The organism is Streptomyces sp. NPDC005791, assembly GCF_042871485.1.
In the GTDB taxonomy this organism is placed as follows: domain Bacteria; phylum Actinomycetota; class Actinomycetes; order Streptomycetales; family Streptomycetaceae; genus Streptomyces.
Map to the genome: position 1 here is coordinate 43,284 of NZ_JBIAIP010000005.1, position 21,570 is coordinate 64,853.

General features: G+C 72.2%; 21 protein-coding genes. 8 read left to right on the forward strand and 13 right to left on the reverse strand.

The features are described 5' to 3' along the window. Window positions 1-168: 168 nt before the first annotated feature. The 3 genes from ACFYSH_RS11785 to ACFYSH_RS11795 form a co-directional block, all read right to left on the reverse strand. Window positions 169-1,443: an HRDC domain-containing protein gene (locus tag ACFYSH_RS11785; RefSeq protein WP_388752053.1), complete on the reverse strand. Its 1,275-nt coding sequence runs from the start codon at window positions 1,441-1,443 to the stop codon at window positions 169-171. A gap of 114 nt (window positions 1,444-1,557) precedes the next feature. Next, window positions 1,558-2,220, reverse strand: a complete 663-nt coding sequence (locus ACFYSH_RS11790; RefSeq protein WP_033300087.1) for a response regulator transcription factor — start codon at window positions 2,218-2,220, stop codon at window positions 1,558-1,560. 220 nt (window positions 2,221-2,440) lie between these two features. Next, the gene (locus ACFYSH_RS11795; protein ID WP_359473082.1) at window positions 2,441-3,100 is read right to left on the reverse strand and encodes a DUF3000 domain-containing protein; all 660 of its coding nucleotides are present in this window, start codon (window positions 3,098-3,100) and stop codon (window positions 2,441-2,443) included. Window positions 3,101-3,258: 158 nt separating this feature from the next. Between ACFYSH_RS11795 and hemE the strand changes: the two genes are divergently transcribed. Beyond that, window positions 3,259-4,302: a uroporphyrinogen decarboxylase gene (gene hemE / locus ACFYSH_RS11800; protein WP_359473214.1), complete on the forward strand. Its 1,044-nt coding sequence runs from the start codon at window positions 3,259-3,261 to the stop codon at window positions 4,300-4,302. A 13-nt stretch (window positions 4,303-4,315) separates the two neighbouring features. Here hemE and ACFYSH_RS11805 read toward each other — a convergent pair whose 3' ends face one another. Next, complete coding sequence (locus tag ACFYSH_RS11805; RefSeq protein WP_388752055.1) at window positions 4,316-5,695, reverse strand: FAD-dependent oxidoreductase; 1,380 nt, start codon at window positions 5,693-5,695, stop codon at window positions 4,316-4,318. Between the two features lie 52 nt (window positions 5,696-5,747). Continuing rightward, window positions 5,748-6,731, reverse strand: coding sequence for a DUF4349 domain-containing protein (locus ACFYSH_RS11810; protein ID WP_388752056.1), 984 nt, complete (start codon window positions 6,729-6,731; stop codon window positions 5,748-5,750). 126 nt (window positions 6,732-6,857) lie between these two features. Here ACFYSH_RS11810 and hemG point away from each other — a divergent pair, with 126 nt between their 5' ends. Next, entirely contained in the window at window positions 6,858-8,345 is a 1,488-nt protein-coding gene (gene hemG / locus ACFYSH_RS11815) for a protoporphyrinogen oxidase (protein ID WP_388752058.1), read from the forward strand. Window positions 8,346-8,349: 4 nt separating this feature from the next. Next, on the forward strand, window positions 8,350-9,063 hold the full coding sequence (gene hemQ, locus ACFYSH_RS11820; RefSeq protein ID WP_359473095.1) for a hydrogen peroxide-dependent heme synthase: 714 nt from the start codon (window positions 8,350-8,352) through the stop codon (window positions 9,061-9,063). Window positions 9,064-9,286: 223 nt separating this feature from the next. Here hemQ and ACFYSH_RS11825 read toward each other — a convergent pair whose 3' ends face one another. From ACFYSH_RS11825 to ACFYSH_RS11840, 4 genes are all read right to left on the reverse strand, one after another. Continuing rightward, a complete protein-coding gene (locus ACFYSH_RS11825) occupies window positions 9,287-10,126 on the reverse strand; it encodes a TIGR04222 domain-containing membrane protein (RefSeq protein WP_388752060.1) in 840 nt (279 codons plus the stop codon). Between the two features lie 117 nt (window positions 10,127-10,243). Further along, window positions 10,244-11,233, reverse strand: a complete 990-nt coding sequence (locus ACFYSH_RS11830; RefSeq protein WP_388752062.1) for a TIGR04222 domain-containing membrane protein — start codon at window positions 11,231-11,233, stop codon at window positions 10,244-10,246. A 5-nt stretch (window positions 11,234-11,238) separates the two neighbouring features. After that, the gene (locus ACFYSH_RS11835) at window positions 11,239-12,531 is read right to left on the reverse strand and encodes a DUF692 domain-containing protein (protein WP_388752064.1); all 1,293 of its coding nucleotides are present in this window, start codon (window positions 12,529-12,531) and stop codon (window positions 11,239-11,241) included. 131 nt (window positions 12,532-12,662) lie between these two features. Further along, window positions 12,663-13,427, reverse strand: a complete 765-nt coding sequence (locus ACFYSH_RS11840; protein ID WP_388752066.1) for a peptidyl-tRNA hydrolase — start codon at window positions 13,425-13,427, stop codon at window positions 12,663-12,665. Between the two features lie 74 nt (window positions 13,428-13,501). Between ACFYSH_RS11840 and ACFYSH_RS11845 the strand changes: the two genes are divergently transcribed. From ACFYSH_RS11845 to ACFYSH_RS11855, 3 genes are read left to right on the forward strand one after another with little or no spacing between them, the layout of a single operon-like run. Then, a complete protein-coding gene (locus ACFYSH_RS11845) occupies window positions 13,502-14,176 on the forward strand; it encodes an AIM24 family protein (protein WP_359473110.1) in 675 nt (224 codons plus the stop codon). Then, window positions 14,173-15,777 (forward strand): ATP-binding cassette domain-containing protein, encoded by a 1,605-nt coding sequence (locus tag ACFYSH_RS11850; protein ID WP_388752068.1) that lies wholly within the window; start codon window positions 14,173-14,175, stop codon window positions 15,775-15,777. The genes ACFYSH_RS11845 and ACFYSH_RS11850 overlap by 4 nt, the downstream gene beginning before the upstream one ends. A 14-nt stretch (window positions 15,778-15,791) precedes the next feature. Beyond that, window positions 15,792-15,971: a hypothetical protein gene (locus ACFYSH_RS11855; protein ID WP_359473116.1), complete on the forward strand. Its 180-nt coding sequence runs from the start codon at window positions 15,792-15,794 to the stop codon at window positions 15,969-15,971. A gap of 19 nt (window positions 15,972-15,990) precedes the next feature. Here the strand turns inward: ACFYSH_RS11855 and ACFYSH_RS11860 are convergent, their stop codons facing one another. From ACFYSH_RS11860 to zapE, 4 genes are all read right to left on the reverse strand, one after another. Beyond that, window positions 15,991-16,896, reverse strand: a complete 906-nt coding sequence (locus tag ACFYSH_RS11860) for a polysaccharide deacetylase family protein (protein WP_359473217.1) — start codon at window positions 16,894-16,896, stop codon at window positions 15,991-15,993. A gap of 118 nt (window positions 16,897-17,014) precedes the next feature. Continuing rightward, window positions 17,015-18,391, reverse strand: coding sequence for an alkaline phosphatase PhoX (locus ACFYSH_RS11865; protein ID WP_388752070.1), 1,377 nt, complete (start codon window positions 18,389-18,391; stop codon window positions 17,015-17,017). 133 nt (window positions 18,392-18,524) lie between these two features. Continuing rightward, on the reverse strand, window positions 18,525-18,950 hold the full coding sequence (locus ACFYSH_RS11870) for an OsmC family protein (protein ID WP_388752072.1): 426 nt from the start codon (window positions 18,948-18,950) through the stop codon (window positions 18,525-18,527). Window positions 18,951-19,035: 85 nt separating this feature from the next. Then, window positions 19,036-20,130 (reverse strand): cell division protein ZapE, encoded by a 1,095-nt coding sequence (zapE, locus tag ACFYSH_RS11875; RefSeq protein ID WP_359473123.1) that lies wholly within the window; start codon window positions 20,128-20,130, stop codon window positions 19,036-19,038. 37 nt (window positions 20,131-20,167) lie between these two features. Between zapE and ACFYSH_RS11880 the strand changes: the two genes are divergently transcribed. Both ACFYSH_RS11880 and ACFYSH_RS11885 read left to right on the forward strand, forming a co-directional pair. Next, the gene (locus ACFYSH_RS11880) at window positions 20,168-20,941 is read left to right on the forward strand and encodes a pyrimidine reductase family protein (RefSeq protein WP_359473126.1); all 774 of its coding nucleotides are present in this window, start codon (window positions 20,168-20,170) and stop codon (window positions 20,939-20,941) included. Window positions 20,942-21,099: 158 nt separating this feature from the next. Continuing rightward, on the forward strand, window positions 21,100-21,552 hold the full coding sequence (locus tag ACFYSH_RS11885; RefSeq protein WP_359473129.1) for an indole-3-glycerol phosphate synthase: 453 nt from the start codon (window positions 21,100-21,102) through the stop codon (window positions 21,550-21,552). The last annotated feature ends 18 nt before the right edge of the window (window positions 21,553-21,570 follow it).

The following is a 21,570-nucleotide window of genomic DNA, read 5'->3' on the forward strand; positions in this document are numbered from 1 at the left end:
GGAGCGTCGAACGTCACATGCGTGAGGAGTGTCGCCCGTTGCCCGGGGCCGCCGGGTAACTGGCCTGAATTCGATCCTCCTCGACGGGCCGCTCCGTGGTGCGGTCCCGACACGCGTACGCCCCCCTGCCTGGTCCGACAGAGGGGCGTACGCAGGTGCGGGGACGTCTCAAATGCTCGTGTCCAGGGCCCGCAACAGCAGGGGGCCGACCTGTTCGATCTGCCAGCGGCGCGCCCCGTGACCGGCCAGCGCGGTCTCCACCGCGCCCGGGGTCAGGGCCTTGGGCGGCTCCCAGCAGACCCGGCGCACGGTGTCCGGGGTGATCAGGTTCTCCTGCGGCATGTGCAGGCGTTCGGCGAGCTCCGACACGGCGGCGCGGGCCGCCGACAGCCGGGCCGCGGCGGCCGGGTCCTTGTCCGCCCAGGAGCGGGGCGGCGGTGGGCCCGCCGGCTGCTGGCCGGGCTGTGGCAGCTCCGACTCGGGCAGTTCCTTGGCCCGGTCGACCGCCGCCTGCCACTGCTCCAGCTGCCGGCGCCCCATGCGGTGCCCGAAGCCGGGCAGTGCGGTGAGCGCGTGTACGTTCGCCGGCAGCGCCAGGGCCGCCTCGATGATCGCGGCGTCGCCGAGCACCTTGCCGGGAGAGATGTCGCGGCGCTGTGCCACCTGGTCACGGACGGTCCACAGCTCCCGTACCACCGCGATCTGACGGCGGCGGCGCACCTTGTGCATGCCGGAGGTCCGGCGCCACGGGTCCTTGCGCGGAGGAGCGGGCGGCGCCGAGGCGATCGCGGCGAACTCCTCCAGTGCCCACCCCAGCTTGCCCTGCCGCTCCAGCTCCTCCTCCAGGGCGTTGCGCAGGTCCACCAGCAGCTCGACATCGAGCGCGGCGTAGCGCAGCCACGGGTCGGGCAGGGGGCGGGTGGACCAGTCGACCGCGGAGTGGCCCTTCTCCAGGGCGTAGCCGAGGACGCTCTCGACCATGGCGCCCAAACCGACGCGCGGGAATCCCGCCAGCCGTCCGGCGAGCTCCGTGTCGAAGAGCGAGGTCGGGGTCATGCCTATGTCGCGCAGACAGGGCAGGTCCTGGGTGGCGGCGTGCAGGATCCACTCGGCTGGGCCGAGAGCCTCGCCGAGCCCGGACAGGTCGGGACAGCCGACCGGATCGATCAGCGCGCTCCCCGCACCCTCGCGGCGCAGCTGTACGAGGTACGCGCGCTGTCCGTAGCGATAGCCCGAGGCGCGCTCGGCGTCGACGGCGACGGGGCCGGTGCCTGCGGCGAAGTCCGCGATCACCCGGGCCAACGCATCGTCGGACGCCGCCACCGGGGGGATGCCCTCGCGCGGTTCGAGCAAGGGGATCGGCGCCGGGGCGACGTCGTCCGGGGGGGCGCCCCCGGTGGTTCGCAGTGATGTGTCTTCTGCGGTCTCTTGGGCGTCGGTCACATGCCAAGGGTATCTGTGTATGCGCGTCGCCCGTCGACGGAACGTTCCGTCGACGGGCGACCATGCGCGTAAACCGGCCGGTTACGCATCCGGGCAGGTGCAGGCGGGGGCGGGTCAGTGGATGATGCCCGTACGCAGGGCAACGGCGACCATCCCGGCGCGGTCCCCGGTGCCGAGCTTGCGGGCGATGCGGGCGAGATGGCTCTTGACGGTGAGGGCGGAGAGGCCCATCGAGACGCCGATGGCCTTGTTGGACTGGCCCTCGGCGACCAGGCGGAGCACCTCCACCTCACGGCCGGAGAGTTCGCGGTAGCCGCCCGGGTGGCTCGGGGAACCGGGAGGCCTGCGGTGCATACGGGCTGCGTTGGCGCCGATCGGGGCGACGCCGGGACGGGTGGGATGGCCGATGTTGGTACGCGTGCCGGTGACGACATAGCCCTTCACTCCGCCCGCGAGGGCGTTGCGCACCGCGCCGATGTCGTCGGCGGCGGAGAGGGCGAGGCCGTTCGGCCAGCCGGCGGCTCGGGTCTCGGACAGCAGGGTCAGCCCGGAACCGTCGGGCAGGTGGACGTCGGCTACGCAGATGTCGCGCGGGTTGCCGACGCGGGGGCGGGCCTCCGCGATGGACGACGCCTCGATGACGTCACGAACTCCGAGGGCCCACAGATGGCGGGTGACGGTGGAACGGACGCGCGGGTCGGCCACGACGACCATGGCCGTCGGCTTGTTCGGGCGGTAGGCGACCAGGCTTGCGGGCTGCTCGAGGAGAACGGACACCAGGCCTCCTGGGGGGAGTGGCGGGACGGGCCGGCTCGGGGGTGAAGCCGGGGCGAACCATGCTTGAAGGGTCATTGACCTCTTCGGCAGCAGGCGCGTCCTCCTTTAGGGGAAGATCACGATTTTGTGAGTAACAATTCGGGCAAATAGGACGGACGATCGATTGTACGAAAAGAGGGCCGGTCCCGTGCGACCGGCTCTCCCAGGAGGTGACGTGGCGTTATGGCGCCTGTGGCCCTCGGCGCTGAGGCAGCGTCACCACCGCCGCGTCGGCCGTACCGGACGGCGGCAGACCCGCGAGCTGGGACAGCAGATCGCCCCAGGCAACCAGATGCGCCCCCATGTCAGGCACCCCGCCGTGCTCCTCGCGCGGCGTCCACGAGGCCCGGATCTCGATCTGCGTGGCGGGCCGGCGCTCGGACAGCGCACCGAAGTAGTGCGAGCCGGCGCGCGTCACCGTCCCCCCTGCCTCCCCGTACGAGAGACCCCGGGCGTCCAGAGCGCCCGTCAGCCAGGACCAGCACACCTCGGGCAGCAGCGGGTCGGCCGCCATCTCCGGTTCGAGTTCGGCCCGTACGAGCGTCACCAAGCGGAACGTGCCCTGCCAGGCGTCATGTCCGGCCGGGTCGTGCAGGAGGACCAGGCGGCCGTCGGCGAGATCGTCCTCGCCCTCCACGACGGCGGCCTCCACGGCGTACGCGTGCGGGGCGAGCCGCTGCGGCGGCCGTGTGGGCTCGACCTCCAGTTCGGGGCGCAGGCGGGCCGAACGCAGCGCGTCGACCGCCGACCGGAACGCGAGCGGGACGGTGTCGCCGTCCGCACCCTCCTCGCTGTCAGTGCCATCGGAATGATCGGAAAATTGTCCCTGAGCCGGAGCCATGCGGGGAAGAGTAGGCGGAACCGGAGCGCCGTGCAGGGAGGGACACCCATGCGACGTCCGGCTCGTTGCCGCTCCGTGCGAAGATTCTGTGCGTGAGTGCCAACGACCTTCCCCGAGAGTTCAGCCCGGCCCGATCAGGGGAGGGCTCCTCGTCGGGCCTGCGGACGACCCCCGCCACCCATGACTCGGCGTTCCTCAAGGCCTGCCGCCGCGAGCCGGTGCCGCACACCCCGGTCTGGTTCATGCGCCAGGCAGGGCGCTCGCTGCCCGAGTACCTGAAGGTCCGCGAGGGCATCGCGATGCTCGACTCCTGCATGATGCCGGAGCTGGTCACCGAGATCACGCTGCAGCCCGTACGCCGTCACAAGGTCGACGCCGCGATCTACTTCAGCGACATCGTCGTCCCGCTCAAGGCCATCGGCATCGACCTCGACATCAAGCCCGGCATCGGCCCGGTGATCGCCGAACCGATCCGCACCCGCGCCGATCTGGCCCGGCTGCGCGACCTCACCCCCGAGGACGTCCCGTACGTCACCGAGGCCATCGGGATGCTCACCGCGGAGCTCGGCGCGACCCCGCTGATCGGGTTCGCCGGTGCGCCGTTCACTCTTGCGAGCTACCTCGTGGAGGGTGGCCCGTCCCGCAACCACGAGCGCACCAAGGCCATGATGTACGGCGAGCCGGAGCTCTGGGCGGACCTGCTCGACCGGCTCGCCGAGATCACCGGCGCGTTCCTGAAGGTCCAGATCGAGGCCGGCGCTTCCGCGGTCCAGCTCTTCGACTCCTGGGTCGGCGCCCTGGCCCCGGCCGACTACCGCCGCTCCGTGATGCCGGCCTCCGCGAAGGTCTTCGACGCCGTCGCGCCGTACGGCGTCCCGCGCATCCACTTCGGCGTCGGCACCGGCGAGCTGCTCGGCCTGATGGGCGAGGCCGGCGCGGACGTCGTCGGGGTGGACTGGCGCGTCCCGATGGACGAGGGCGCCCGCCGGGTCGGCCCCGGCAAGGCACTCCAGGGCAACCTCGACCCGGCGGTGCTGTTCGCGCCGACCGAGGCGGTGGAGGCGAAGACCCGCGAGGTGCTCGACGCCGCGGCCGGTCTCGAGGGCCACATCTTCAACCTCGGACACGGCGTCATGCCGACCACGCCCCCGGACGCCCTGACGCGCCTCGTCGAGTACGTGCACGAGCAGACGGCCCGCTGAGAGCTGTCCGCAGTCAGCCTCCCGCCGCCCGCACCGCCGTCACGGCCTTGCGGGCGGCCACCAGGACCGGGTCCCAGACCGGCGAGAACGGCGGGGCGTAGCCGAGATCGAGGGCCGTCATGGCTTCCACCGTCATCCGGGCGGTGAGCGCCACCGCCGCGACGTCCACGCGTTTCGCCGCCCCCTCACGGCCGACGATCTGCACGCCCAGGAGCCGGCCCGTCCGGTACTCCGCGAGCATCTTCACCGTCATCGGCTTCGCCCCCGGGTAGTAACCGGCACGCCCCGTCGACTCGATCGTCGCCGTGACGTAGCGCAGGCCGACCGCGCGTGCGTCCTTCTCACGCACTCCGGTCCTGGCGATCTCCAGGTCGCAGACCTTGCTCACCGCCGTGCCCACGACGCCGGGGAACGTGCCGTAGCCGCCGCCCACATTGGACCCGATGATCTGGCCGTGCTTGTTGGCGTGGGTGCCGAGCGCGATGTGCCGGGTGCGGCCGGCGACCAGGTCCAGGACCTCGACACAGTCCCCGCCGGCCCAGACGTCGTCCTGGCCCACGACCCGCATCGACAGGTCCGTCAGGAGGCCGCCGTGCGGCCCCAGCGGCAGACCGGCCTCACGGGCCAGGCCGGTCTCCGGTTCGACGCCGATGCCGAGCACGACGACGTCCGCCGGGTAGGCGCCCCCGTCCGTGACGACCGCCTTCACCCGGCCGTCCTCGCCGGTGTCGATGCGGGTGACCGCGGCGCCGTTGACCGTGGTGATGCCCAGTCCGTCCATCGCGTCGTGGACCAGCTGCCCCATGTCCGGATCGAGCGTCGCCATCGGCTGCGCGCCGCGGTTGAGTACGGTCACGTCGAAACCGCGCTTGAGCATCGCCTCGGCCATCTCGACTCCGATGTAGCCCGCGCCGACGACGACCGCCCGGCGCCCCGGGGCCTGGTCCAGCGACTCCAGGAGCGCCTGGCCGTCGCCCAGGGTCTGCACGCCGTGGACGCCCGGGGCGTCGATGCCGGGCAGAGCGGGGCGCACCGGCCGGGCGCCCGTGGCGATCACCAGCTTGTCGTAGCCGGTCCAGTAGGTCTCGCCGCTGTTGCGGTCGAGCGCGCGCACACGGTGCCCGGCGACGTCGATCTCCGTCACCTCGGTGCGGGTGCGCAGATCGATGGAACGGGCCCGGTGCTCCTCGGGCGTACGGGCGACGAGGGCGTCGGGTCCCTCGACGTCACCGCTCACCCAGTACGGGATGCCGCAGGCGGAGTACGACGTGAAATCGCCGCGCTCGAAGGCCACGATGCTCATCGCGTCGGGTCCCTTGAGCCTGCGGGCCTGCGACGCGGCGGACATGCCCGCCGCGTCGCCTCCGACGATCACCAGTCGCTCCGTCGCCATGGCCCCAGGTCCCTTCGCCGCCGTATGCAGGTCCGGGCCCACGCTACGGCGCCTACGGGGCCGGCGGGGCCTCGGAGGTCTCCGCGGCCCGCGTCGGCGCCGTGCGGCGCCCGCGCGGACGGCCGCGAAGCAGCCGCCACAGGAGCGCCAGGACGGCTGCGGCTGCCAGGAACGGCGCCGTCGCTCCGATCGCCACGGCGATCCACCGCAGCATGGTCACGAACGCGTCCCAGCCGCCGCCCAGCGCGTCCAGGAAGCCGGTGTCCTCCTTCCCGGGGCCCTCTCCCTCCTCGTACGGTTCGCTGAGCTCGAGAGTGATCGTCGCCAGCGAGGTGCGGTTCTTCAGCGACGCCTGCTGGGCGAGCAGGGACTCCAGATCGGCCTGGCGGCTGCTCAGTTCGCCCTCGAGCGTCACCACGTCGGTGAGCTTCTCCGCCTTGTCCATCAGGTCGCGGACCCGTGCGACGCTCGCCCGCTGGGTGGCGATCCGGCTCTCGACGTCGACGACCTCCCCGGTGACGTCCTTGGCGTTCGACGTACGGGACAGCACCTTTCCCGAGCCGGCGAGCTCGTCCAGCACACGCTCGTAGTCGCGCTGCGGCACGCGCAGGACGAGACGGGCCTCCTCACGGCTGTCGTCCAGCCGTTCCACGGTCTCCTCCGAGACCCTGCCGAGGCCCATGCCCTTTGTCACGGCTCCGTGGGCCGCGGCGACCGCCTTCGGCACGTCCTTCACCTCGAGGGTGAGGGTGGCCGTGCGGATGATGTGGGCCACCACGCTGGATTGCGTGTTCGTCGTGGAGGAGGCGCCGTCGGGCTTCGCGGTCGACTTCTCACCGGCGCCGGCGCCGGTGGCACCGTGCGCGGCCGCTTTGCTGTCGCCCGCGGATGTCAGGTCCGGACCGCTGTCGTCGGAGGCGGTGCACGCCGCGGTGGCCAGGAGGAACATGAGCAGTCCGGCGGCCGCGAGCGCGCGTGGACGGCCCCTGCCGGTTCGATCGGGCGGATGGCTGTGCGTGTGGAGTTCGTATGGCATGACGCGTCCCCCAGGACCGTTGTCGATGATGCGGGTTCGACGTACGGGACCCGTGTGCGGGTTGCCTGCCGGGGATCTCGAAGTGGTCACGTTCGGGACTCGGAGCCGGTTTGAGAGAGTGGACCCATGCAGCGTCCTCTTCAGCGCGACACCACACGTACGGGCCACGCCGTCGTCATCGGCGGTGGCATCGCCGGACTCGCCGCCGCACACCGGCTGTTGGCCGCCGGTCTCCGGGTCACCGTCCTGGAGGCGACCGGACGGCTCGGCGGCAAGCTGATGACCGGCGAGATCGCGGGCACCCAGGTCGACCTCGGTGCCGAGTCGATGCTCGCGCGGCGGCCCGAAGCGGTCGCGCTGGCCACCGCGGTGGGGCTCGGCGACCGGCTCCAGCCGCCGGCCACCGCCACGGCCTCGGTCTGGACGCGCGACGCCCTGCGCCCGATGCCCAAGGGGCACGTGATGGGCGTACCGGGGGACCCGGCGGCGCTCAGCGGGGTGCTGTCGCCCGAGGGCCTGGCCAGGATCGCCGAGGAGCGCGACCTCACCCCGACCGCCGTCGGCGACGACGTCGCGGTCGGTTCGTACGTGGCCGACCGGCTCGGCCGGGAGGTCGTCGACCGGCTCGTGGAACCGCTGCTCGGCGGGGTGTACGCGGGCGACGCCTACCGGATCTCGATGCGTGCGGCCGTGCCCCAGCTCTTCGAGGCCGTGAAGGAGGGCGGCCCGCTCCTCGACGGCGTACTCCGCATCCAGAGGAGGGCCGCCGCCCGGCAGCAGGACGGACCGGTGTTCCAGGGCATCGAGGGGGGCATCGGTACCCTGCCGGGCGCGGTGGCCGACGCCGTACGGTCCGGGGGCGCCGAGATCCTCATGGAGACCCCGGTCCTCGGGCTGACCCGCACCGGCGAGGGCTGGGACGTGCGCACCGACAGCCGGGTGATCGCCGCCGATGCCGTCGTCCTGGCCACCCCCGCCTGGTCAGCCTCCACCCTGCTCGCCGCGGAGTGCCCGGCCGCCTCGGTCGAGCTCGCGGCCGTCGAGTACGCCTCGATGGCCCTGGTCACCATGGCGTTCCGGCGCTCCGACATCGAAGGGGCCGAAGCGCTCCGGGGACGCTCCGGTTTCCTGGTACCGCCCGTCGACGGGCGCACGATCAAGGCCGCCACCTTCTCCAGCAACAAGTGGCGGTGGGTCGCCGACGCGGCCCCCGACCTCTTCGTGCTGCGCACCTCCGTCGGCCGCTACGGCGAGGAGGAGCACCTGCACCGTGAGGACTCCGAGCTCGTCGCCGCGTCCCTGGGCGACCTCGCCACCGCGACAGGGCTGACGGCCCGGCCCGTGGACACCGAGGTCACCCGGTGGATCGGCGGGCTGCCCCAGTATCCCGTGGGCCACCTCGGCCGGGTCGCCCGGATCCGCGACGAGGTCGCCGAGCTGCCCGGTCTGCGGGTGTGCGGAGCGGTGTACGACGGGGTCGGGATCCCGGCCTGCATCGCGAGCGCGCACCGCGCCGCGGACGAGATCGTCCAGGACCTCACTGGCGCGGCCGCGGGGGAGATCGACAACACGCCGACCCGGGTTCGAGGCACCGGGAGCGAGGCGGGACAATAGCCGTATGAGTGCGCCAGAAAAGCTTCCGAACGCAGGCAAGAAGGCCAAGGACCTCAACGAGGTCATCCGCTACACCCTGTGGTCCGTCTTCAAGCTGAAGGACGTCCTTCCCGTCGACCGTGCCGGTTACGCCGACGAGGTCCAGGAGCTGTTCGACCAGCTCGCGGCCAAGGACGTCACGGTCCGCGGCACCTACGACGTGTCCGGTCTGCGGGCCGACGCCGATCTGATGATCTGGTGGCACGCCGAGACCTCCGACGCCCTGCAGGAGGCGTACAACCTCTTCCGGCGCACCAGGCTGGGCCGCGCCCTGGAGCCGGTCTGGTCGAACATGGCGCTGCACCGCCCCGCCGAGTTCAACAAGTCGCACATCCCGGCCTTCCTGGCCGACGAGACCCCGCGCGACTACGTCAGCGTGTACCCCTTCGTGCGCAGCTACGACTGGTACCTGCTGCCCGACGAGGACCGCCGGCGCATGCTCGCGGACCACGGCAAGATGGCCCGGGGCTTCCCGGACGTCCGCGCCAACACCGTCCCGGCGTTCTCGCTCGGCGACTACGAGTGGCTGCTGGCGTTCGAGGCCGACGAGCTGTACCGCATCGTCGACCTCATGCGTCACCTGCGGGCCTCCGAGGCGCGGCTGCACGTCCGCGAAGAGGTGCCGTTCTACACGGGGCGCAGGAAGTCCGTCGCAGACTTGGTGTCCGGACTCGCATAGCCAGCGTTTCCGGTCATCCCGACCCGGAAGATCAGTTGGCGGGCAACGGCGTGTGTGACGCCGCCCGTCGTTCCAGCGACACCGGGTCCGGTGCCGGGTGCACATCGGCCGACGGCCGGCGAACTGCCGCGGCCCGCGGGGGAGTCAGCCATTCCTCTCCGCGGACCGCCGTTCCTCGCCGTGTCCGGCCGATGTGTCCCGGGCCGCACAACGGAATATGACGTCACCAAGGGCCGCTCCCGGCAACGGGGCGGCCCTTGGTGACGCGCGCCCACGGACCGGTGGGTCGGCCTCCGGTCCGCGCCCCGCTCAGCAGGGCCGCCCGCAGGCCCGGGTCCTCCAGGGCTCCCACCCCCTGTACGGCCACCGCTGCCAGCAGATCGCGGTCCGCGCCGTGCACGGGGGCCGGCAGCGAGTCCAGCCAGTGCTGTCCGGACGGGGAGGCCCACGGGCTGTACGGGTGGTTCTCCACCCGCGCGACGGCCAGGCTGCCCAGCGTCAGGACGAGCGGGAGTCCGAACCAGGCCGCCACCGGGCCCGCGTGGCCCGTCTCCTGACCGGGCATCAGCATCGCGGTGGCGGCCAGGACGCTCACCAGCACGGCCGCGCCCCGCACGCCCCGCACCGCCGACTCCAGGGCCGTCCGTGTCCCGTGCGGTACGGCGAGCCCTGCGGCGACGAGACGGTCCGCGAGGGAACGCACGGCGTCGGCCGCCGCCGCTGCGGCCCGTACCGGGGCTGTCCGGGACTGTCCCTCCGGGCCGATCGCGCTGATCACGGTGCGCTCGACCTCGTCCCGGCCCTCCGGGTCGACGACCGTCACCCAGCCGGTGTGGGCGAGCAGCAGCCTGCGCCGCACATGCATGGAGACCAGGGCGAGATCGGCCACCCGCTGCGGACCGCCGGCCAGGAACGCCGTTTCGTACAGGGTGAGTTCAGGGGAGACGGCCGTCCGTTCGGCGACGGGCGGCCGCAGCGCCGCACCTGCGGTGACGAGACACAGCCGGATGCAGGAGGCGGCGGCCGCGCCCCACGCGACCAGAAGGAGCATGACCCAGAGCATGGCCGAGTTCTATGCGAAACCGGCAAGTAAGCGCCATGACCTGTTCACGATACGGACTGATGTCGGTCACAGGTGGTCATCGGTGGCTGCATCCATACGCTCGCCGGGTCGAGGTCCTCACGAGCTGCTGCCGCAACTGGAGCCGCCGCCGCAGCTCGACCCGCTGCTGCAACTGGACCCACCACTGCTGCCGCAGCCCGACCCCGAGCCGCAGGCGGACCCCGAACCGGAGTCACCGCCCCCGCCGCTGGAACTGCCGCAGCTCCCGCCACCGGGACCCGCCCCGGCACACCACACGACCGGGACGAGCGCGGCGGTCGTGGTGGTCGAGGCCGTCGACGAGGCGCGCGGGACGGGCCGCTGCCCGGCAGCTGTCACCAACCGCCCTCGGAGCACGGGATCGGGGAGTGCGCGCAGCCCCGAGGTGGCCACCAGGTGGGCGGGATCGACCACCTGGGCGTGCGAGCCCCGGAAGCCGTCGAGCGCGCGCCGCCCCGCCCGGGTGATCCGCCGCTTGGCCGAGGAGGCGGTGACGAAGCCGATGACGATCCCGGCCACGATCGCCGGAAGAATCTTGACGACGAACGGGAACGGTACGTCCGCGTAGTCGTCGTACGGGATCGACTGCAGGACGGTGGCGGCCAGGGCCAGAGGGAAGGCCACGACGCACACCACACCCTGGGACAGCGCCCACCGGCGCCGGTTCCGGTTCCCCTCCGGTGCCACCAACAGCCCGCGGGCCGCGAGCCCGTCGCCGATCTCCTGCACGGCCTCGTGCCGCATGACGGCCTCGCGCAGCGTGTGCAGGGCTCCGCTCGGGGCGGCGGCCAGCTCCTGGAAGACGGCACGTTCCACCGGGTCACGGGCCTCCTCCCGGTACACGGCGACGATTCCCGGGCCGCCGACGGCCAGCCGGCCGTCCATGTGCAGCGCGGTGAGCGCGGTGTCGACGACCCGGGCAGGGCCGCCGGCGAGGAAGGCTGCCTCGGCGCGGTCGTGCACCCGGTCGCCGGCGCCGGCGCGCCGGCCGGCCCTTCGGGTGGCGATGATCAGGAGAGTCGAGGAAACCGCCACGGCGAGGGTCAGCAGGACGGCAAGGCTGTTCAAGGAGGTCACCTTCCCAGCAGGGCGGTACGGGCGGCGTGGACAAGCCGGGTCCCTCGACGGGGTGGTCGTGGCCCCGCGCGGTCCTGCCACCAGCGGGTCAGCTGCCGCCTCGCCGCGTCGTCGGCCGGCAGGTCCGCGATGAGCTGGTGCTCGGCGAAGTCGAGGGCGTCACGACGGTAACCGGCGCACATCGGCCGGTTCCTGGCGTACGCCAGGAACGCCGCACGGTAGCCGTCGCCGAGGATCTCGGGCAGTTCGGGCGCGACCTTGGCGACGACATCGGCACGCTTCGCGGCCAGGGCGCGGCTCTGCACCCGGAGGCGCCGGTGGTCGAAGCCCTCCGGCGTGGGCGTGCCGGCCACGAGGGAGGACAACAGCGCGGTCTGTGCCACGGCGGTACGGTCGCGGGCGCCCGCAGCACGTGCGCCCGGTTCCGTGGGCCCTGCGGGCCGCTTCCGGCTGTCCCTCGCCGTGGTGGCAGCCGCGGCCAGCGTGCCGCGGATCGCGGTCAGCTCACAGGCCAGTTCCTCGGCCGGCGGGAAGTCGTCGTCGCGCTCCAGCAGGACCCCCGGCGGGTCGACGCGGGAGCGGAGCTCGCTCAGCACGTCCAGGACCGGGCGTGTCACAGGGTGGGCGTGCGTGTCGTGCCAGACACCGTCCCTCTCGATGCCGCCGGCCACATGGACGTAGGCGATGGCCTCCACCGGGAGTTCGTCGAGTGCGGTCGCGGGGTCCTCGCCGCGGTTGACGTGGTTGGTGTGCAGATTCGCGACGTCGATCAGCAGCCGTACGCCGGTCCGCTCGACCAGTTCCGCGAGGAACTGACCCTCGCTCAGCTCCTCGCCCGGCCAGGAGATCAGCGCGGCGATGTTCTCCAGGGCCAGCGGGACGGGCAGCGATTCCTGCGCGATCCGTACGTTCTCGCACAGCACGTCCAGCGCGTCCCAGGTCTTCGGCACCGGCAGCAGATGGCCCGCTTCCAGCACCGGCGAAGCGGTGGACGGCCCCCCGGCGCGCACGAACGCGATGTGCTCGGTCACCAGGGGCGCACCCAGCAGTTCGGCCCGCGCGGCCAGGCCGGCGAGACGGCCGGGATCCGGACGCTCGGCCCCGCCCAGACCGAGTGAGACCCCGTGCGGGACGACCGTGACCCCGCGCTCCCGGAGGCGTAGGAGCGAGTCGGGAAGGTGATCCGTGCAGATGTTCTCCGCGACCGCCTCGACCCAGTCGATCCCCGGCAGCGCCTCGACGGCGTCCGCGATCTCCGGCCGCCATCCGATGCCGATCCCCAGTTCCATGGTGTCCCTCCCCGTTCTGTTCAGGGGTCATGGCCCCGCCAGGCGCCGGTGAACCCGAAAAGGGGGACGTTCAGAGCTGAACTTGAGGTTCCCCGGTCCGGCCGCCCCGACGGCCGGACACAATCCCGTGATCAGCGGCGCAGCGCCGGGTGGTCGGCGACGACCGTGCACGATCCCGGGGCGACCTCGGTGAATCCGGCGTCCCGCACCACCGGCAGCCCGCTCGTGGTGAGTTCGCGCCAGCCGGCCGCGTCCGGGGTGGCGACGGAGAGTGGGAAACCCGCCTCACGCCATGCCTTGCGCTCGGTGTCCGACAGCTCCCACCAGGCGAGTTGCGCGCCGTGTCCGGTCTGCGCCATCGCCTTGCCCGCCGACATGGTGACGTCCGGATTCATCCAGAGCACCGGTCCCGCCGGGTCGGGAGCGGCGGGGGCCGCGGGGTCGTCCAGGTCGGTGCCCGACACCTGGAGCTTGGCCAGTTCCTTGGGCCAGCCGTCCAGGGGCACCGGCGGGAACACCCGGACCTCGGCGTGCGCACCGGTGACCGTGATCCCGGGCAGCGTGGAGGCCTTGCGCCACTCCGCGCCGCGCGCCCGCCGCACCACCTTGCGGATGCGGGCGTCCTGCCAGTCGTGCATGGCCCGCGCCCACTCGCCCTCGGCCCCGGCCTCGTCCTCGCTCAGCGAGCGGGGGTCCGAGAGGATCGTGAGTACCGCGCGGGCGGCGGTCACCAAGGCGTCGTTGCGCTCCGGGGGGTCGGTCTTCTCGAGGTGCACCACCAGCGGCAGAACGAACTGCGGGGCCTCGTCCCGGAGCGTCGGTCCGGAACGGAACGGACTGTCGGCGGAGGCCTCCGGCGCTGCGGAAAAGGGCTCAGAAATGCTGTCGCTGCTCACACACCCCAGTCTGCCAGGCCCCTCCGACAACCCGTCCTTGGCGGAATGCAGGGCTCCGGGTGAGGATGCACCGCATGAAGAGCGACCTCTTTTCCAGCGAGCACATGGCGCAGCCGGCCACGGTCCCCGGTATGACGCTGCAGAACGCCAAATCCATCAAATACGCCGTCAACGGTGAGATGCACGCGCGTCAGGGATCGATGATCGCCTTCCGCGGCAATCTCCAGTTCGAGCGCAAGGGCCAGGGCATCGGCGGCATGCTCAAGCGCGCGGTGACCGGCGAGGGGCTGGCCCTGATGGCGGTCAGGGGCCAGGGCGAGGCGTGGTTCGCCCACGAGGCGGCCAACTGCTTCATCGTGGAGATGGAGCAGGGCGACGTCCTGACCATCAACGGCCGTAACGTCCTGTGTTTCGACGCGAGCCTGTCCTACGAGATCAAAACCGTGAAGGGCGCCGGAATGACCGGCGGTGGGCTCTTCAACAGCGTCTTCAGCGGATTCGGCAAGCTCGGCCTGATCTGCGACGGCCACCCGATCGTGATCCCGGTCACCGCGCAGCAGCCGGTGTACGTCGACACCGACGCGGTGGTCGGCTGGAGCGCTCAGCTCTCCACCTCTCTGCACCGCTCGCAGAGCGTCGGCTCCATGGTGCGTGGAGGGTCCGGCGAGGCGGTCCAACTGATGCTCCAGGGCGAGGGGTTCGTGATCGTACGGCCCAGCGAGCTCAAGCCGGAGAAGTCGTCGTCTTGATCCTGCGTGATGTGGGCCGGCGCTACGGCCTGCGCGGTCCGTGGGTGCTGCGGGGGCTCGATCTGGACCTGCCCGCGCACACCCTGGTCCGGATCGAGGGTGCCAACGGCGTCGGCAAGTCGACCCTGCTGAGGCTGCTCGCCGGCATCGACGCGCCGACGGAGGGACGCGTCACGGGCCGGCCGCGCACGGCCTACGTCCCCGAGCGCTTCCCGGCGGCGCTCCCGTTCACCGCCACCGGCTATCTCGTGCACATGGGCCGCGTCCACGGGCTTGCGACCGCCGAGGCCGCCGCACGGGCCGAGGAGTGGCTGGCACGCTTCGGGGCCGCGGGCCATGCCCGTACGCCGCTCGCGGAACTCTCCAAGGGCACCAGCCAGAAGGTCGTCGTCGCCCAGGCGCTCCTGGCCGAGCCGGATCTCCTCGTCCTGGACGAGGCATGGACCGGACTGGACATGGTGGCCCGCGACGAACTGGACCGGGCCGTCGCCAAGCGGGTGGCCGACGGTGCCACGGTGGTGTTCGTCGACCATGGCCGGAGCAGGCTCGCGGGGCGGGCCGACGCCGCCTACCGGCTGGAGGGGCGGACCCTCACCGTGGCGGCGGCTGTTCCGCCCGGCGATCCCGGCCCGGCCGTGAGGATCGAGGCGACAGGTCAGGCGTCCGCCGCCCTCCCCTCCGGGCTGCCGGGGGCACCGGGGGTGGAACGGGACACCCGCAATCCGGCCGCGATCCAGCTCACGACCACCGTGGCGCACTCGGACCCCTTGCTCCACGCTCTGATCACGGCCCGCCCGCCGTGGCACATCACCGGGCTCTCACGGCTGCCGGTCCCGGTGCCGGCCCCGGCCTCGGCGGCCGCCGCCCCCGGGCCGGACAGAAGGGCCCGCCCGGCCACTCCCACCCGTGCGGCAGGGTCGCCGGTCCGTGGCACGAGCGCCCTGATGCGCTGTCAGGCGGCGCTGCTGGGACGCTCACAGCGCTGGCTCGCGCCCCTGCTCCTGTACGCGGCCGTCCTGGGCATCGGCGTACAGGCGGGGCAGCCCTTGCTGGACTCGCTCGGCTACGCCGCCGCCGCGCTGCTCCCCGTGGCCGCCTGGCTCCTGCGGCTCTGCGTCACCCAGGAGCCGCCCGCCGCACGGGCCGTCACCGCCGCCGCCGTCGGACCGTCGCGCGCCCACTGCGCCTCGCTGATCACCGGCCTCGGATGCGCGCTCGTCCTGGGCGCCGCGGGAACGGGGACCGTCCTGCTGATCAGCGAACCGGTCAGCACCGACCACACCGTCACCGTTCCGCTCCTGTCCGCCGCGCTCGCCGGACTGCTGGCGGCCGGGTGCTCCGCCCTGCTGGGAGCGGCGGTCGGGGCGCTCTGTGCCCGGCCGGTCCTGCACCGGCACGGCTGGTCGCTCGGTGCCACCGTGCTCGGCTCGCTGCTCGCCCTCGTGACCGACGGCTCACCCGCGAAGGCCGCGGTGACGGGCCTGGTCTCCGGTTCGCTCACCGGCACGGTGCGGTTGCCGCTCCTGCCCCTGGCGGCGGTCCTCGCCGTGGCCGTCGCGGTGGCCGCGCTCACGTCCCGGATCGCCACTCTGCGCGAGTGAGTACGCTCGGACGTATGGACGATGCGTACTGCGAGACGCCCGCGCCGGACCCCGCGCCCGTGGACGCCGGGCCGCCGTACGCCGAGTGCGTGCTGTGCCGGAAGCCGACCGAATACCCGGAGTCGACGAAGGGCAGCACGCTCTGCCCGGTCTGTGCATGGCAGGAGGCCGGCCGCACCGCCTGTTCCGGCTGACGGCCGGCCCGGGGCGTGCTCAGCCACGCATCAGTTCGGAGACCTTGACGAAGCGGTAGCCGCGCTCGCGCAGCTCCGGGACGATCCGGCGTACGGCCTCGTCGGTGACGGGCGCCGCGCTGCGGGTGCAGTGCATGACCACCAGTGAACCCGGCACCACGCCGGCCAGTACCTGCTCGGCCACGGCGTCCGCGTCCGTGGCGAAGGCGTCACCGCTGACCACGTCCCACTGGACCGCGGTCACCCCGGTCGGGGCCAGGGCCTTCAGCGACGCGTCGTCGTAGCAGCCGCCGGGGAATCGGAAGTACGGCACGACGTTGCGCGCCCCGGTCTTCCGGATCGCGGTGAAGGCCCGCTCCACGTCGCTCCGCATGTCCGTCTTCGCGACGGTCGGCAGACCGTGGCAGGGGAGGGAGAAGGCGTAGTGGCTGAACGAGTGGTTGGCGATCTCGAAGAGGGGGTCGGTGCCGATCGAACGGGCCTGGACCGGGTACTCCTGTGCCCACCTGCCGGTCATGAAGACCGTCGACGGGACCTTCAGCCGGCGTAGCGACGCGATCAGCCCGGGGTTGTCGAAGCGCTCACCGGCCGCGGCGCGGGGGCCCTGATCCGCCGTCATGTCCGCGTCGAAGGTGAGAGCGACGACCTTGTCGGGCCCGCCCGCCTCGTTCCGGGCGCCGGAGGCCGCGCCGGCGCCGTCCACCCGCCGTTCGAAGACCGGCGTGAGACCGCCCGGGCCCGGGGCCAGTACGGGCGGCGCGCTCTCCGGAACCCGCGACGGGGACGCGGGTCCCGTCGGGGGTCCCACTGCGGGTCCGGTCGCCGGTTCTGGAGAGGCCGCCGGGAGCGCGGCGGTCCCGGCGTGGGTGCCCACGGAACTTCCGCAGCCGACGAGCATCCCACTCACCACAGTCAGCACGATCATCGTACGAACGGATTTGATCACTGAAGGACGCTAGCCCGTGGACCGCCAGATCACGTCCATGGCGCTCCGGCCGCCCGTCTGCCGGGCCGCCGGATCACTCGTCCGCGCGCGTCCCAGGTCAGCGCCAGGGGCCCGTCACCGCGAACGTCGTCCCCGGTGCGTAGCAGTTCACGAACATCGTCCCGCCGTCCGGTGAGAACGTGACGCCCGCGAACTCGCCCCACTCCGGCTCCTCGGCCGTACCCATGTTCTGCCGCCCCCGGGCCATCGCGTAGACCTCGCCGCGCCGCGTCACCCCCAGCACGTGCTGCGCGCCGCCCCCGTCCTCGCAGACCATCAGCCCGCCGCCGGCGGCGAGGCAGATGTTGTCCGGGGATTCGCCCGGCAGCTGGACGTCGGTGTCCGGGCCGAAGACGATCACGAGGGTGAGCCGTCGCCGCTTCGGTTCGTACCGCCACACCTGGCCGTAGTGGTCGGCGGCCGACCCTTCCGCGCTGTGCGCGAAGCTGGAGACGAAGTACACCGACGAACCGCCCCAGTAGCAGCCCTCCAGCTTCTGGGCGTGCGTGATGCCCTTCGGCCCGAAGTCCTGCAGCCGGATCGGTGTCCCGGCGGCCTGCGGGTCCGGTACGGGGACCCACTCGATCCGGTCGAAGCTCGCACCCGTCTCCTGGATCACCGACAGGTCGGGCACGCCGGGCACCCGCATGGCCTCCAGCGCGCCGCCGGCCCGCAGCGAACCTGTGCCGCCGAGCGGTTTCTCGGGCAGGAAGCGGTAGAAGAGCCCGAACGGCCTCTCGAACGCGTCCTCCGTCTCGTACACGATGCCGTTCCGCGGGTCGACCGCGACGGCCTCGTGCTGGAAGCGGCCCATCGCGGTCAGCGGCACGGCCCCGGTGCGGCGCGGATCGGCGCCGTCCACCTCGAAGACGAAGCCGTGATCCTTCGTGTAGCCGTTGGTGCCGGCCTTGTCCTCGGTCTCCTCGCAGGTCAACCAGGTGTTCCAAGGGGTCGGTCCCCCCGCGCAGTTGACGGCCGTGCCGGCGATGGCGACGCGTTCGCCGACCACATCGCCCCGGCTGTCGAGCTCCAGGGCCGTACAACCGCCCTTGCCCATGGGGTCGTACGTGAGTCCCTCGACCGTCGGGACGCCGATCTTGCCCGTGACCCGGTTCTCGTGGTTGCGCACCAGGTGGACCCGGCCGCAGCGGCCGGCGAAGGCGGCCATGCCGTCGTGGTTGCCGGGGACCCGGCCCTCGCCGGAGCGGAGCGGGTCGCCCTCCCGGGAGAGCACCCGGTAGCGGAAACCTTTCGGCAGATCGAGCAGACCGTCGGGGTCCGGCACGAGGGGGCCGTAACCGCTGTGGCCCCGGGCCTCGGCGGTGCCGGAGAAGAGTTCGGTGAAGGCCCCGGCGAAGGCGACCGAGGCGGCGGTCGCGGCGCTGCCGGCCAGGACCTGTCGTCGTGACGCGAGGTGTCGAGGTGCGGATGACATGAGGCAACTCCCTGTTGGCGGACAGGTGAAGTGACCCGCATGTGTGTACCACGCGTCGCGGCGCGCGGGAACCATGCGGGTCACGGTGCCCCCTGTGTTCCCGGGGCGCACGAGGCCCCGGGAACGAGTGGGATCAGGCCAGCGACGCGGTGAGCGTGATGGTGGTGCCCGAGAGCGCCTGGCTGACCGGGCAGTTCGCCTTGGCCTCCTCGGCGGCCTTCACGAAGCCCGCCTCGTCCAGACCGGGGACCTCGCCCTCCACCGTGAGGTGGATGCCGGTGATACCGGTGCCGGGCTGGAAGGTGACCTCGGCCTGGGTGTTCAGCCGGGTGGGCGGAGTGCCCGCCGTGGCCAGGCCGTTGGACAGGGCCATCGAGAAGCAGCTGGAGTGCGCGGCGGCGATGAGCTCCTCGGGGCTGGTCTTGCCGTTCGCCTTCTCGGCGCGGGACGGCCAGGAGACCGGGTACTCCCCGATCCCGGAGGAGTCGAGGGTGACAACGCCGTTGCCCTCGAGCAGGTTGCCTTCCCAGACCGTGTGCGCCTGACGCGTGGTAGCCATGCTGGATCCCTTCAAACGGTGTGCGCGGTTGGTAACGGGCGTACGCGGCACCCGGAGGCACGCGTACGCCCTGCAACCCCCGAACCTACTGCGCCACCAGTCCCTTCGCGTCACGAGCCAGTGCTGTCAGCCGCGAGATGGCCCGGAAATACTTCTTCCGGTACCCGCCGTTCAGCATCTCGTCACTGAACAGCCGGTCGAAGGGGAGGCCGGAGGCGAGCACCGGGACCTCGCGGTCGTACAGCCGGTCCGCGAGCACCACCAGGCGCAGTGCCGTCGACTGGTCGGGCACCGGCTGCACGTCGGTGAGGCACACCGCCGTGATCCCCTCCGTCAGCGCGCCGTAACGGCTCGGGTGCACCCGGGCCAGATGGTCGAGCAGGGACGGGAAATCATCGAGCGAGGCCCCCGCGGTCGCGTACGCGGCCCGGGTGACCTGGTCCTCGGAGTACGGCGGCGGGGCCTCGGGCAGTCCTCGGTGGCGGTAGTCCTCGCCGTCGATGCGCAGCGGCCGGAAGTGCGAGGACAGTCCCTGGATCTCGCGGAGGAAGTCAGCTGCCGCGAAACGTCCCTCGCCGAGCTTGCCGGGCAGCGTGTTCGACGTGGCGGCCAGCGCGACGCCTGCCTCGACCAGTCTGCTGAGCAGGGACGACACCAGGACGGTGTCACCCGGGTCGTCCAGTTCGAATTCGTCGATACAGAGCAGCCGGTGCCCGCTCAGCGTCTGCACGGTCTGCTGGAAGCCCAGCGCGCCGACCAGGTTCGTCAGCTCGACGAAGGTGCCGAAGGCCTTGAGGGAAGGCGCGGCCGGCGTGGCGTGCCAGAGCGACGCCAGCAGGTGCGTCTTGCCGACGCCGTACCCGCCGTCGAGGTAGACCCCGCGCGGCCCGGTGGGCCCTGCGGCCTGCTTCCTGCCGAACCACCTGCGCTTGCCGGAGCCCGTTGCGTGCGCCCCGCCGAGCCCCGCGGCGAACGAGCTGAGGACCTCGACCGCCTCGGTCTGGCTCGGCTGGTTCGGGTCGGGGACGTACGTATCGAAGCGCACCGAGTCGAAGCGCGGCGGCGGCACCATCTCCGCGACCAGACGGTCGGCGGGGACGCGTGGCTCGAGGGCGCACAGGGACTGCGGGGCCGTTTCGGCTATGGGGCTCTGCCCCGGCACGGCTGTGGAGGACGACACAACTCTCCACCTTAAGGGCCGTGCCAGACTGCTGGGCATGCGACGCCTGCTCCCTGTGACGGACCTGACAGCCCCAGCCCATGCCGCCGCCGATCGCGAGTGGACGCTGGACGAGCTGGCCGACGCCTACGTCTATCCCGAGGGTGAGCACCCGTGGCTCCGAGCCAACATGGTCTCCACCCTGGACGGCGCCGCCCAGCACGACGGCCGCTCCCAGGGCATCTCGAGCCCCACCGACATGCGGATCTTCGGCACCCTGCGAGGCCTGGCCGACGCGGTCGTCGTCGGCGCCGAGACGGTGCGCCTGGAGGGTTACCGGCCCACACGGGCGCGTGAGGCCTTCGCCGTCCGGCGCGAGGCGGCCGGGCAGGCTCCCGCCCCGGCCGTCGCGGTCGTCAGCGCGAGCCTGGACCTGGACTTCTCGCTCCCGCTCTTCGTCTCGCCGCCGGTACCGACCCTCGTGATCACCGGAACGGCGGCACCCTCGGACCGGGTCCACGCGGCCCGGGAGGCAGGGGCCGAGGTGCTGTTCGCGGGGGACGGCGCCGCCGTCGACCCGGCGCGCGCGGTGGCGGAACTGGCCTCGCGGGGCCACACCCGGCTCCTCACCGAGGGCGGGCCCCGTCTGCTCGGCCAGTTCGTGGCGGCAGGGGTGCTGGACGAGCTCTGTCTGACTCTTTCCCCGCTGCTCTCGGCCGGGGACGCGCAACGCATCGCGGGCGGGGCCGCCGTTCCCGTGCCGCAACGTTTCTCCCTCGTCTCGCTCCTGGAGGAGGCAGGATTCCTTTTCACTCGGTACGGGAAGATCTGACACAGAGCGGAACTACCTGTTCCGGTTAGCCCCCGGTGGGCACACTGAGTCCCGCTACCCCGTGCAATTGCGGGGCAGGATGGTTTCAGCAGCAGCGGCCGTCCCTGCGGCCGACGAGATGAAGCAGAAGGGCGCCTGTCGTGTTCACAAGCGTTTTGATGATCGAGAAGCCCCTCACTCCCGAGGACGTGGAATTCGTCACGACCCTCCACGGCGAGGAGCGGATCTCGTTCGTCGTACTGATGCAGCCCCGTGGCGACCAGGCCGATGTGCTGCTGCGCGCGATCGACGACGTGGCACTCGGCGAGCTCCGGGAAGCCGTCCGCGAGGGGGAGCAGCCGGAGGGCAAGGAAGCCAGGGAGCCCGCCGAGATGGCGCTGGAGTACTCGCTCCGGGAGCTGCGGGAGGCCGGATCGGAGGCCGTCGGACAGGTGGTCGAGGACCACCCGCTGGACAAGCTGAAGACCGTCGTCGACGACTCCGGGGCCGACGAGGTCATCGTGCTGACGGCACCGCACTACGTCGAGGAGTTCTTCCACCGCGACTGGGCGTCCCGGGCCCGTCACAAGGTCGGCGTCCCGGTGCTCAAGCTCTTCGCGCACAGCGAATAGGCTGGGGCACACCCAGAT